This is a genomic window from Phenylobacterium sp. (genome assembly GCF_035309685.1).
Lineage (GTDB): Bacteria > Pseudomonadota > Alphaproteobacteria > Caulobacterales > Caulobacteraceae > Phenylobacterium.
On record NZ_DATGEX010000014.1, the window covers coordinates 115294 to 127603 of the forward strand.

General features: G+C 67.1%; 10 protein-coding genes and 1 pseudogene. 5 read left to right on the top strand and 6 right to left on the bottom strand.

Translation table 11 applies throughout. The features are described from left to right. Positions 1 to 567 precede the first annotated feature (567 nt). The 3 genes from VKQ35_RS03805 (at position 568) to VKQ35_RS03815 (ending at position 5990) form a co-directional block, all read left to right on the top strand. The gene (locus tag VKQ35_RS03805) at positions 568 to 3519 is read left to right on the top strand and encodes a TonB-dependent receptor domain-containing protein (RefSeq protein ID WP_324358726.1); all 2952 of its coding nucleotides are present in this window, start codon (positions 568 to 570) and stop codon (positions 3517 to 3519) included. A gap of 249 nt (positions 3520 to 3768) precedes the next feature. Continuing rightward, positions 3769 to 4359: a hypothetical protein gene (locus tag VKQ35_RS03810; protein WP_324358727.1), complete on the top strand. Its 591-nt coding sequence runs from the start codon at positions 3769 to 3771 to the stop codon at positions 4357 to 4359. A 281-nt stretch (positions 4360 to 4640) separates the two neighbouring features. After that, positions 4641 to 5990, top strand: coding sequence for a hypothetical protein (locus VKQ35_RS03815; protein ID WP_324358728.1), 1350 nt, complete (start codon positions 4641 to 4643; stop codon positions 5988 to 5990). 85 nt (positions 5991 to 6075) lie between these two features. Here the strand turns inward: VKQ35_RS03815 and VKQ35_RS03820 are convergent, their stop codons facing one another. The 6 genes from VKQ35_RS03820 to VKQ35_RS03845 form a co-directional block, all read right to left on the bottom strand. Next, entirely contained in the window at positions 6076 to 6855 is a 780-nt protein-coding gene (locus tag VKQ35_RS03820) for an anti-sigma factor family protein (RefSeq protein WP_324358729.1), read from the bottom strand. Continuing rightward, the gene (locus tag VKQ35_RS03825; protein WP_324358730.1) at positions 6852 to 7496 is read right to left on the bottom strand and encodes a sigma-70 family RNA polymerase sigma factor; all 645 of its coding nucleotides are present in this window, start codon (positions 7494 to 7496) and stop codon (positions 6852 to 6854) included. Before VKQ35_RS03825 ends, VKQ35_RS03820 begins: the two co-directional genes overlap by 4 nt. A gap of 20 nt (positions 7497 to 7516) precedes the next feature. Next, entirely contained in the window at positions 7517 to 7873 is a 357-nt protein-coding gene (locus VKQ35_RS03830) for a cupredoxin family copper-binding protein (RefSeq protein ID WP_324358731.1), read from the bottom strand. Between the two features lie 32 nt (positions 7874 to 7905). After that, entirely contained in the window at positions 7906 to 8844 is a 939-nt protein-coding gene (locus VKQ35_RS03835) for a metallophosphoesterase family protein (protein ID WP_324358732.1), read from the bottom strand. A 195-nt stretch (positions 8845 to 9039) separates the two neighbouring features. Then, positions 9040 to 9693, bottom strand: a complete 654-nt coding sequence (locus VKQ35_RS03840; protein ID WP_324358733.1) for a cytochrome b — start codon at positions 9691 to 9693, stop codon at positions 9040 to 9042. Between the two features lie 76 nt (positions 9694 to 9769). Further along, positions 9770 to 11254, bottom strand: coding sequence for a hypothetical protein (locus VKQ35_RS03845; protein ID WP_324358734.1), 1485 nt, complete (start codon positions 11252 to 11254; stop codon positions 9770 to 9772). Positions 11255 to 11452: 198 nt separating this feature from the next. On the opposite strand from VKQ35_RS03845, the gene VKQ35_RS03850 reads away from it, so the two are divergent. Together VKQ35_RS03850 and VKQ35_RS03855 are read left to right on the top strand one after the other, a co-directional pair. Then, on the top strand, positions 11453 to 11833 hold the full coding sequence (locus VKQ35_RS03850) for a hypothetical protein (protein WP_324358735.1): 381 nt from the start codon (positions 11453 to 11455) through the stop codon (positions 11831 to 11833). A 61-nt stretch (positions 11834 to 11894) separates the two neighbouring features. Further along, positions 11895 to 12310: pseudogene (locus VKQ35_RS03855) on the top strand (hypothetical protein); the annotation flags it as partial.

The following is a 12310-nucleotide window of genomic DNA, read 5'->3' on the forward strand; positions in this document are numbered from 1 at the left end:
CTTCGGGGTGGTTCCAAAAGGTCGCCGTGAACCGCCATGAAGAACACAAGAAAGTATTGTTCCCAAGTGTATTTTATTTAGACCAAAAATAAGAAGATTACGGGATTTACGAGAAGTAGTTATAGCAAAATTGCGCCTGTATATCCGGAATATGCCAAGCAATAGTCGTGGCGCCAACGGCGGACACGTCGGCGATGACAGCGTTCAATCTCACGCAGGTACGATAGATATATGTTACGAATGTAACCTCAATCAAAGACGACATTGCCAGGATTGAAGTTCACATACGAATTATAGACCGATATGGGATCAATGAATGCTGTTATATGAACATGAGTTACTGTTATAACTCTTCATATCGATGTGACTAATATGCGACATGTCTGGAATTCGGTCGGATAGAACTGATGAAACGACGTTGACCTCCAAATAAAGTCGCACATACCTACGGCGCAATCGGAGCCGCTCACGGCGCCGGTGGGCAAATTGTGGGATGCGGACCTGCCTTCGGCGGGTTGCCGCCGGAGGATGCTGATCTTGAAAATGCAAAATACGCGTGAGCGCCTGTTGGCCTCTTCGATGATCTGCGGCGTCGCCTTCCTGGGGCTGTCCGCGAGCCAGGCCTTCGCGGCCGCGGCGGACGCGGCGAGCGGCGACGTGGCGGAGATCGTCGTCACCGGCACGCGGATCCCGTCGCCGAACCTCACCTCCATCGCGCCCATCACCACGGTCGGCAACGCCGACATCAAGGCCCAGGGCGTCACCCGGATCGAAGACCTCACCAATTCCCTGCCGCAGGTGTTCGCCGGCCAGGGCTCCTCGATCAACAACGGCTCCAACGGCACCGCGACCGTGAACCTGCGGGACCTGGGCGCCGCCCGCACCCTGGTGCTGATCGACGGCCGCCGCGCGCAGCCGACCCCGGCTGACCTGAACTTCATCCCCTCGGCCCTGGTCGAGCGGGTCGACGTGCTGACCGGCGGCGCCTCGGCCACCTACGGCGCCGACGCGGTCGCCGGCGTCGTCAATTTCATAATGCTGAAGAACTTCGAAGGCGTGCGCCTCGACGCCGAGTACAACGGCTACCAGCACGACAACAACAATTCGACCGGCCAGAACGCCCTGTTGGCCGCGCAGAAGACGGGGATTATCCCGTCCGAGTTCGCGCTTCCGCAGAAGAGCCTCTTCGAGGGCGAGGGCTCGCAGGTGACCATGATCCTCGGCGCCAACGCGCCGGACGGTAAGGGCAACGTCACCGCCTACGCCACCTACCGTCAGAACAACCCGATCCTGCAGGCCGACCGCGACTTCTCGGCTTGCACCCTCGCCACGACGGCCGCCGGCTTCACCTGCTCAGGCTCGGGCACCTCCTTCCCGGCCCGGGTCGGCAACTTCACCATCGACCCCACCACCTTCAACACGCTGCGGCCGCGCAACGCGACCACCGACGTCTTCAACTTCGGCCCGACGAACTTCTTCGTCCGGCCTGACGAGCGTTACAGCCTCGGCGCCTTCGCCCACTACCAGATCGCGCCGTGGGCCGACGCGTACATGGACACCATGTTCCTGGACGACACTTCCACCGAGCAGATCGCCTCGGGCGGCATCTTCGCCGGGACCCATACCATCGACTGCGCCAACCCGTTCCTGACCGCCCAGGAAAGGGGCGTGCTGGTCCCGACCGCGGCCACCGGCGGCGGCACCTGCGCCACCAACCCGGCGGGTATCTTCAGCGGCACCGTCGCCCGCCGCCTGCTGCCCAGCGAGGGGACCGGCCGCCTGCAGACCTTCCGCCACGAGGACTACCGGATCGTGCTGGGCCTGCGCGGCGACCTGGGAAAGACCTGGAACTACGACGGCTACATGCTGCTCAACTCGGTGGCGGACAACAACAACCAGTCCGGCAACTTCAACCTGGCGCGCGAGAACCAGGCGCTGAACGCGGTGGCCGGTCCCAACGGTCCGGTTTGCGCCCCCGGCGCCGACGCGGGCTGCGTGCCGATCAACATCTTCAGCAGCCAGACCATCAGCAACGCCGCGGCGAACTTCCTGCAGGCGCCCAGCTTCGCCAAGCAGAACACCCAGGAGCGGGTGGTCAGCCTGGCCTTCACCGGCAAGCTCGGCGACTACGGGATCAAGAGCCCCTACGCCTCTGAAGGCGTGGGCGTGGCGTTCGGCGGCGAATACCGCCGCGAGCATCTGGACTCCACGTCCGACTTCCTGTCTCAGAACGGCCTGGTGGACGGCAACGGCGGCGCCAACCCGCCGGTCAATGGCAGCTTCGACGTCTACGAGCTGTTCGGCGAAGCCCGCATCCCGCTGATCAGCGACATGCCCTTCGCCAAGGATGTGTCCCTGGAGCTGGCTTACCGCTTCTCCGACTACTCCTCGGTGGGCAACACCAACACCTACAAGGTGGGTGGCGACTGGGAAGTCGTTGACGGGGTTCGCCTGCGGGCCGGCTACAACCGCGCCGTCCGCGCGCCGAACATCAACGAACTGTTCGCGCCGCAGAACGTCGTCCTCGACGGCAACGCCGACCCCTGCGCCGGCCTCACCGCCGCCAACCCGCTGGTTCAGACCTGCGCCAACATCTTCCACCTGACCCCGGCGCAGGTCGTGGGCATCGAGAAGAACCCGGCCAACCAGTATAACGGCCTGACCGGCGGCAACCCGACCCTGAATCCGGAACTCTCCGACACCTACACCGCCGGCTTCGTGCTCCGTCCGGCGTTCGCCCCGGGCCTTTCGGTGTCGGTCGACTACTTCAACATCAAGGTCGACCACTTTATCGCCGGCCTGGGCGCGACGCTGATCCTCAACCAGTGCGTCAACACCGCCAATCCGACCTTCTGCAACCTGGTGCACCGCGACGCGAACGGCTCCCTGTTCCTGTCCAACCAGGGCTTCGTGCAGGACACCACCCTGAACACCGGCTCGCTGAAAACCAGCGGCGTCGACGTCGACCTGGAATATCACACCGACCTGTCGGCCATCGGGCTGGGCGACAACGGCTCCCTGTCCGCCAAGCTGGTCGGCACCTGGCTCGACACCCTGCAGACGCAACCCCTGCCGGGCGGGGCGAGCTTCGATTGCAAGGGCCTCTACGGCTTGACCTGCGGTGAGCCCGCTCCGGCCTGGCGCCACACCTCGCGGGTGACGTGGAACACGCCCTACAGCTACGGCGACTGGATCAAGCAACTGAGCTTCTCGGCGCAATGGCGCTACTTCGCCAAGGTCACGCTGGACGCCTTCCAGTCCGACCCGCAGCTCAACAACCCCGGCAACCAGTTCGCCATCGAGCAGACCCTGCCCTCGCAGAACTACATCGACCTGACGGCGAACTTCACGATCCACAACAACCTGAACTTCCGGGTGGGCGTGAACAACGTGTTCGACAAGGACCCGCCGCTGGTGGGCACCAACTGCCCGGGCACGGTTTGCAGCGGCAACACCTTCCCGCAGGTCTACGACACGCTCGGCCGCTTCGTCTTCGTGGGCCTGAGCGCCGACTTCTAAGTCGACCGATACGCCCCAAAGAGCGCGGGCGGCGGAGCAATCCGCCGCCCGTTTTCTTTGTGCGGCTCATGGCGGCCCAATGTGGACTGGCCGCCACGCCGCCGGTGAGGGAAGGGCGTACCTTGAGCGGTCGATTTTATTCCCGGAGAAAGTGGAATAAAGTCATGAAAATACTAGATAAATTGAAAGACTAAGGCGCGGTTCAGCGGGTAAATAGTCGGCGATTTCGTGTCCGGGAGCGGCGCAGCTATGCGCGATCCGTCAATGCCAGCCTCGGCCGTCGCCACCTACTCCAGCGCCGGTGCGCGAAACCGCAGTTTCGCGAAGGACATCGCCGAACTCGCGCTGTTCCTGGATGTGACGGAGCGCGTCGTCCCGGCGGGCTACCTTGAGGCCGCTACGGCCGAGCTGGCCGCCGATCGCGGCATTCCGGCGACCACCCTCAAGCGCTGCGCTTCAGAGGCGCGCGCCCTGATCGAGTTCGCCCACGAGAGCGGGGCCGTGCAGCGGATCGCCTCGCGGATCAACGGATCGCCGCTTGGCCTGCGCGAGGATCTTGCGATCTGGCTCGACGAGACGAATCTCACCGAGGTGTTGAAGCGGCGGGCCCGTCGCCTCCAGCGGCGGTTCGGCGGGCGGCCGTCGACCAGGACGCGCACCCTGCGCGCGGTTGAGGAGCTCCTGGAGCTGGCCGGCGACGGCCGGCAGGACGCCCTCGATGAACTCGACGCGATCCGGGCGTTGATCACCGCAGCGATGCCCGGCGCGATGGCGAACCGCCCCGCTGAGCTGCACCGTCCTGCGGCGCCTCGCCGCGTCCGCTCCGCCCGGATGCGATAGGCGCCGGGGCGGGAGCGCTGGTCTCGAAGCGACTAGGGCTGTTCAAGCCGGACAGGGTCGAGGGGAAGGGGGTCATCTTGATGCAAACGCTCTTCGCCGCCGGCGCTCTGTCCAGCCTTTTCCACGCCGATAGAGGTCATCCGTGAGCTGACGGCCAGCCTCGGCGGCGCCTTGACCATCGAACGGCATGACGCGCCTCGCCCGGAATATGAAGTCGAATTAATGGGCTCCGATGCGAGGTGATCGCTAAGCGTCGCTCAAGGGGCGAGGGGAAGTCATCTATGGTCCGCGGAGTTCTGTACGGCCTGGTCGCCGCATGTCTGATGGCGACGCCGGCCGCGGCCGAGCCGTTGCCGGCGCCATCCGTCGTGCAGGACCTGACCTTCGCCCGCGACGTCTGGGCGGTGCGGGAGCGGAGCTTCAGCCCCGAGGCGCGAACCAGGATGCTGGCCTTCCTTGGCGACCAGATCGCCCATGCCCGCCCGATGGAGCGCACCGAACTGGCGCTGGTCTTTTCCGAGGCCCAGGCGATGTCCGGCAACGACCACACCCAGAGCGACTACCTGGGCGAACCGGACCTCTTCCACAGCCTGCCTGTCTCGTTCTGGCTGTTTCCCGAAGGCGCCATGATCACCCGCGCTCATCCTTCGCAGGCCGATCTGCTTGGGGCGAAGATCCTGCGCATCGGCGGCGTCTCCGTCCCCGAAGCGGGGCGGCGCGTCGCCAAATACATTTCCGGAACCAACGCGCGCCATCGCTTCCTGACGCCCAGCTGGCTGACGCGTATGGAGGTGCTGGAGGCCGTGGGCCTGGCGGATCGCGGCGCCGCGACCCTCGACTTGCAGCTGCCAGACGGGCGTATGGTCACTCGGGTTCTGGGCGTAGCGCCGACGCCCGATCCGGCGGCCGCCTCGCCCACCTGGCGCCAGAGCATGGTCCCGGGCAAGGGACCGAACCCCTGGCCGCATGTGCTGGATCGCCTGCCGACCCTGCCGCTCTACCTGCAGGCGCCGGACGAGCTCACGGCGACGTCGCTTGAGAACGACCGCGTGCTCTATGTGCGCAGCACCAGCCTTTCGCCCTACACGGACGACGCGTTCGCGGTCCAGCTCAAGGCCTATCTGATCGTGGATAAGGCCTTCAAGTCCGGCCACACACCCACCGATGTGGTTGTCGATCTCCGCTACAACGGTGGCGGCAATTTCCTGAACATCACCAACTTGACGACGGAGCTAGTCCAACTGATCGGGCCGCGCGGCCACGTCTACGTCATCACTGGCCGGGCCACCAATTCGGCGGCGATCGTCTTCACCGCCTTGTTGAAGGCCGGGACGCACGGCCGGACCACCATCGTCGGCGAGGAGGCTTCGGACAACCTGTGGTTCTGGTCGGAGGGCCAGACCTTGCAGGCCCCGGCGTCCAAGCTGCCGCTCCACTATACCGACGGCTTTCATGACTGGGCGCACGGTTGCACCGACCGGTCCAAATGCTACTGGCCGGCGATGTTCCACGGGGTCGCAGTGGGCTCCATCAGCCCCGACACGCCGATCGACATAACCTATGCCGACTATGTCGCCGGTCGCGACCCCGCCCTCGAGGCCGCTCTGGCGCGGGCCCAATCGGGTCGGTGAGGGGGTTCGGTCGGAAACCCTTCGCGAGGCCCGGTTCCGCTTGAACCTGGCCGTCGGCCGCACGTTCGAAACACTGCGGCTGAGCCTAGTGTGAGGGATCCGGAGAATGGGCCTCGAAGGCGGCCTTGAACAGCTTCAACTCCTTCGGATCGACATCCGAGACCGCCGCATAGCGCAGGCCGCCGGCGGTCCATTCCTCGACGGTGTAGCCGTCGCGGCGCACGGTCTTGCCGCCATTGAACAGCCGCTCATCGGCCGGCCAGGCGAACAGGTTCACCGTGTGCAGCCGGCGCTTGTAGACGATCGCCGGGGCCACGCGTCCGTCGATGTAGTCCAGCCGGCCGCCGACCAGCGGGAAGCCCTGGTCGGCCAGCTGCGGCACCGGCGGGGCCACGTCGACCTTGCCGTTGAACCAGGGCCGCACGACGTGCTGGTCGGCGGTCGCCACATCGGTCAGGTGATTGACCAGCAGCGAGCGCACATGGCTGGCCACCAGTTGGCGCTCCAGGCCATTGTCGGCCATCTGCGGCACGATCAGCATGAGGCCCAGGCCGGCCGCCAACAGACCGCCGGCCCCGCCGATGTTCCAGGGGCTGACGCGCGCGCGGGTCGGTCGCGCGACGGCCAGAGCGGCGCTCTCGTGGGCGCTCAGCATGGCTTCGATATTGTCGCGAAGGCGCTGGGGGGCGCGATAGGTGACGCTGGGCGCGGTGACCGCTTCGCGCAGGGCCAGCATCCGCAGAAAGTCCGCGTGGCAACCCTCACAGGTCTTGAGGTGCGTCTCGAACGCAGCGGCGTTGACGGCGTCGAGCTCAGCATCGACCAGGCCCTGCAGCAGGATGGTTTTGTCGAGGCAGGCGCTCATGGCAGGATCTCCCGGAGTCCGGAGTTGTTCGGGTCGCCCCCCGGCAGCAACATGTCGCAGAGCATCTGGCGCGCCCGCGCCAGGCGCGACATCACCGTGCCGATCGGCGCCGATGTCAGCGCGGCGATCTCCTTGTAGCTGAGCTCTTCGAGCTCGCGCAGGACCAGGGTCTCGCGGAACGGCTCGGGCAGGTTCTCGATGACGGCGCGCAAGGCCGCCGCGTCGCGTTGACGGATCAGTTCGTCCTCGGGGGTGTCCTGATCGGGGTCAGCGATATTGGCCAGGGCCAGCGACTGGGCGTCCGACAGCTCACATTCCTCCACCAGGACGGCCGACGAGCTTTTGCGGGCGCGCGCCGAATTCAAGAAGCAATTGCGGACGATGGCGAACAGCCAGGCCTTCGGCGCGCCGCCGCGGTAGTCCGGGAAGGCGCGGAAGGCGCGGAGGAAGGCGTCCTGGACGAGATCCTCCGCGGTTCCGGCGTCCCGCGTCAGGTAGCGGGCGAAGTTGTAGGCGCTGTCCAGGTGCGGCAGGACCAGTTCACGGAACTGACGAGCCTGCTCCGCCTCGGCGGCGCGGTCCGAAGCGGCCGCGCCGTCAGCCGCTAGCCGCGGTCTGAAGAAGGGTTTGCGCTCGGACATCGCCATACGCCCCTAGGTTGCTAGGCGGCCTTCACGATCACCTTGCCCACCATGTGCGGGTGAAGCGAGCAGAAGTAGCCGAACTCACCAGGCTTGGTGAAGGTGAAGGAGAACTTCTCGTCGGTGTCCATCACCTTGGATTTGAAGCTCTTGTCGTTGGCCACCACGGTGTGGGGGATATCGTCCCGGTTGACCCAGGTCACCGTGGTCCCGACCGGGACGGTGAGCGCCTCCGGCCCGAAGACGAAGTTGTCGATATTGACGGTGGGGCCGGCGGCCGCCGCGGCGTGGGCGCCGGGGCCGGTGATCGCGGCGGCGGCGACCACGCCAAGGCTGAGGGTGAGCGCCAGGGCGCCCACCTTGAAGGTTTTCAACATAAGGGTATCCGTCTCTGAAATGGCTGTCGGGGTCAGGTCGCGAGGGTTTGATCGACCAGCGCGATCGGGGCCTTGCCGCGCACGAAGGTGGCGGTGGTGATCCCCAGCATCGAATGCAGCTGCTCGGTCGGCACCTTCAGCGGTCCCGGCGACGGCCCCTGGCCGCCCACCGGCTGCGGGAAGGCGGTCGAGCGGGCGGTGTGGAAGGCGATATTGCCTTCGACCTTCTGGGTGATCTGGTGGATGTGGCCGTTCAGCACCGTCACCGAGCCGAACCGCTTCATGTAGGAAAGCGCCTGGGTGGCGTCGTCGGTGCCCCAACCCCAGTCGGCGTAGACCGTCCAGAGCGGAATGTGGGCGAAGACCACGATCGGCTGCGACGACGGGCGTCCGGCCAGGTCCTTCTCCAGCCAGGCCAGCTGGTCGGCGCCGAGCGAGCCCATGCCGCCGGCCTTCAGGTTCACCACATTGATCAGGGCCACGAAGTGCACGCCCTTGTGGTCGAAGCTGTACCAGCCCGCGCCCTTGGTCCCCTTGCCGAAACGGTCGAGGTAGGCCTTACCGGCCCCCTCATCGAGCATGTCGTGCTCGCCGGGGACGTGGAAGACCTGCAGGCCGGCGGCCTTGATGATCTGATCGGCGTCGTCGAACTCCTGGTCCTTCGACAGCTGGGTGATATCGCCGGTGTGGATGATGAAGTCGGGCTTCACCGGCATGGCGATGATCTTGCTCACCGCCTCCTTGTAGGTGGCCGCCGAGTCCGGGTTGGCGGGCTTGTTGAAGCCCACGTGGCTGTCGCTGATCTGCAGGAAGGTGAAGCCCTTCGCCGCCGCGGGGGCGGCCACCGCCTCGTCGAGGCTGATGGAGCTCAGCAGGCCGCCGCTGGCGGTGAACAGGGCGCCGGTCCCGGCCCAAGCCATGCATTTCAGGAAGCCGCGGCGGTCCTCGCCGGCATTGTCATGGTCGCTCATGAGAAAGTCTCTCCGTTCATTGTCGCTAAGATGACGCGCGAGCCCGGCGCTTTATTCCCGGCGGGGAAGATTTCTCGCCGCGCCCGGCAGAAGAGGCGCCCGGAAGTGCGCCTGAAGGGTGAGGGGGCGCCGGGAAGCGACGCCCCCTCTTCGCCGCCGCCACGTCCGGTCTTGGGCGGCGGCGAATGGGATGGCTCAGGCCCGTCTCGGCCCTGACGCGCCGTCATGGTGCGGCGCAGCGGCGCCGCGCGGCGAGGCGTGGGGACGACGGCGGGGGAGCATGGTTTGCAGCACGCCGTCCTTGAGGATGACGCCGTGCAGCAGCGCGGCGCCGACATGCAAGGCGATGAGGCCGAGGAGCAGCCAGGCCGCCAGTTCGTGGACCTGGTGGAAGATCATGGCGAGGCCCTTGTCCCGGGCCATCACCTGCGGAGCCTCGAATCCGAAGAGCTGGAAGGGTCGGCCGCGGGCGAAGGTCTGCATCAAGCCGGTGAACGGCTGGACCAGCAGCAGGAGATAGAGCCCGCCCTCGGTGATGGCGGCGGCGCGCGCCTGCAGGGGCGCGACGCTCACCGGCAGCGGCGGCCGCAGCGCAAAGGTCAGCCGCCATCCGAGCCGGCAGAAGGCCAGGACCCAAAGCGTCACGCCGGCCGACCGGTGGAGCGTCAAGAGATCGGCGCCGGCCGGCGTGTCCTCGCCGATGAAGCCCCGACTCCAGATGCTGGCGAACATGGTGACCAGCAGGACGACGGTCGCCCAATGCAGCGCGATGGTGACCGGGTCGAAGCGAAGCACAGGCGCGATGGTCCGGGGCTGGGCGATCGGCTTGAACTGCGCGACGTCGTTCATCGGGTAGGCTCCACCGCGGTCCTTACGCCCGGCGTCGGGCAGGCCGCATACTCAGGAGACCTTGGCCGGCGCGGATTTATTCCTGAGGCGAGACAGCTGACCCGTCGGCTCCGGCCCGCTCGGGCGCTGTCCGGCCTGTCGGTCCGGCGGCGAGTGCGGACGAGGCTGTCACTCCGCAAGCTGCAACAGGGCGGGCAGCGCCGAGGTCTGAAGGTGCGTCCGCCCGCCGCGCCGCCCGTGCGGTCAGGGCCGCCACGAACGCCGCTGAGATCCTGCTGGCGGCCGGCGCTCTCATCGCGTGCAGATGGGGCGGATCGGCGGCGTGGGTCAGCATCGCCACACCGGCCTCGAAGACCAGCAGGCGCCCGTCGATGCTCTCGGCGCAGTCGATGTCGAAATAGTCGAGCTGAACCGCCTCGACGAGGGTGTCGAAGGCGACGCGGTGACGGAGGGCGAAGGTTTCGGTGAAGGTCGCCATCAGGCGCGCCTCCTGGGTGCGATCGCCCAGGCCCCAGTCCAGGCTCGCGAGGCTGCAGTAGCGCGCCCGCCAGTGAGGTGAGACCGCGACATGGTCGATGTGCGGCTTGCCGTCGATGACCGCGACTCGGAACTTGCGGAAGAGACCATCCTGGCCGCTGTAGTCGTAGAAGGCGGCCACCTCGACGTCGCCGTCCGGGATCTGCGCGAGGCAGGCGTCCAATGCCCCGATCAGATCGACCTTTTCGGGCTGTCGGCCGGTCTCCGCCGCCACGGGGCGGATCACGACGGGAAACAGCGGGCCGTCCCATGGCTCCGGCGAGGTCGAGCGGGTCGCTGCGAGCAGCCGTCGGCGCGAGAGGCGCCGGGTGTCGGGGCACGCCAACCGCCGGTGGCCGGCCAGCGTGGCGGAGAGACGGTTGGGAGTCAGCGCGGCGATCCGCTCGGGCCGGCCGTTGACCACCGGCCGCGGCCAGTCGTCGAAGACGCCCTGCAATTGCGACAGCAGATCGGCGGTTTCCTCGGACCGGTTGACGGCGAGGATGGCGACGTCGTGGTCGGGGAGGTCCTCGAACGCCGGCGGCGGCCCGTTGCAGTAGACCAGGGTCAAGTCGACATCCGACGCTTCGAGCAGGTAGTCCAAGGGGGTGTTGGCCGCCAGGTCGCCAGGGGCCAGGAACGCCAGCACGCGCAAGCCGCGGCCGTTCCCGAAGACCCGTCGGTAGACCTGGGTCTGCGCGAGGGCCATGGCCTGCATTTCAAGGCCGGATTTCCGATCCCCGGCGAGCAGCAGCAGGCTTGCGAAGTCCAGGCGCGCTCCGGCGTCATGCGGCGTGATCTCCAGCCACCCGGCCAGTTCGCGCGCTGCGCGATCGAACGCCCGGCCGAACGACGCCTCCCGCAGGAGAACCGAGAGACCCATGGTCTGAGCCGGTTCGTGGGCGCGCCGCGGCGGCGCTGTCGTGAGCGCCGCCTTGGGCCGTGAAGCCGGATTCGTGGCCGAGCGAACCGCGCCGTCCCGGCGCCTGACGGACCGCGGCCCGTGGCGCGGCAGGAGGAAGCCAAGATCGGCGACGTTTCCCATGGTCCACTCCCGACAGAGCCTCGCGGTTCGCTCAAAGGTGACACCTGGGAGACGCGGTTTATTCGCCCCGCCCCAGCCACCTCGGGTGGGGAATAAATCCACGGCCGCGCGGGTCCTGTTGGATATCGGTCGCGACCGCGCGAGGCCGCACCTTCGGAGGGCGCGATGTTGAGGATTCCAACCGCAGGTCGGCTTGGTTTGATCGCAGCCGGCCTTCTCGGCCTTGGCTCGGGCGCCGTGGCGGCCCAGGAGGCTCCGCCCCCGCAGGCCCAGCACAGGAGCTGCTTCTTCATCCACGAATGGCAAGGCTGGAAATCGCCAGCGCCGACGATCCTCTATCTCCGCATCAACCGGCGGGACGTCTATCGCGTCGATCTCACCTCAGGCTCGCCGAACCTGCAGCGCTCCGACATGCACCTGATCTCGGAGACGCGGGGGAGCGACCTGATCTGCTCGGCGCTCGACCTGGAGCTGACCCTGGCCGACACCCAAGGCTTCCGCGAATCCCTGATCGCCAAGACCCTCACCCGGCTCAGCCCGGAGGAAATCGCGGCGATCCCCCACAAGTCACTGCCTTGACGCCGGCGGCCTTGGGCGTCGGCGCAGCCGGCCGCGCCGGCCGGTGATCAGGCGCCTGGCGATGGCTGGCTGGCTGGGGCTCCTGTTCGCCGCGCCGGCGCAGGCCCAATCGGTGGACAGCGTGCCCGGTCCTGGCGCGCCGCCCCATGGTGAGCTCTCGGATGACATGCCGGGCGTGACGATGCCGGGGATGAGCATGCCCGGCATGGACAGGTCGGGAAAGGACTGGGGCGACGGCATGGCCGGGGCGCTCGGCGCCTATCCCATGAGCCGCGAGGCGTCGGGCACCGCCTGGCAGCCGGACGCCTCGGCCACCGATGGATTCCTCCTGGTTTTCAGCGACTGGAGCGTGATGTTCCACGGCCTGCTGAACGGCGTGTACGACAAGCAGGACGGGCCGCGCGGCGGCGAGAAGTCGTTCGCCTCCGGCATGCTGATGGCCATGGCGCAGCGGCCGGTGGGCGACGCCGGGACCCT

Coding starts and splice junctions, on each gene's coding strand:
- VKQ35_RS03810 (WP_324358727.1), top strand. CDS start 3,769: ATGCGCGATCCGTCAATGCCAGCCTCGGCCGTCGCCACCTACTCCAGC.
- VKQ35_RS03815 (WP_324358728.1), top strand. CDS start 4,641: ATGGTCCGCGGAGTTCTGTACGGCCTGGTCGCCGCATGTCTGATGGCG.
- VKQ35_RS03820 (WP_324358729.1), bottom strand. CDS start 6,855: ATGAGCGCCTGCCTCGACAAAACCATCCTGCTGCAGGGCCTGGTCGAT.
- VKQ35_RS03825 (WP_324358730.1), bottom strand. CDS start 7,496: ATGTCCGAGCGCAAACCCTTCTTCAGACCGCGGCTAGCGGCTGACGGC.
- VKQ35_RS03830 (WP_324358731.1), bottom strand. CDS start 7,873: ATGTTGAAAACCTTCAAGGTGGGCGCCCTGGCGCTCACCCTCAGCCTT.
- VKQ35_RS03835 (WP_324358732.1), bottom strand. CDS start 8,844: ATGAGCGACCATGACAATGCCGGCGAGGACCGCCGCGGCTTCCTGAAA.
- VKQ35_RS03840 (WP_324358733.1), bottom strand. CDS start 9,693: ATGAACGACGTCGCGCAGTTCAAGCCGATCGCCCAGCCCCGGACCATC.
- VKQ35_RS03845 (WP_324358734.1), bottom strand. CDS start 11,254: ATGGGAAACGTCGCCGATCTTGGCTTCCTCCTGCCGCGCCACGGGCCG.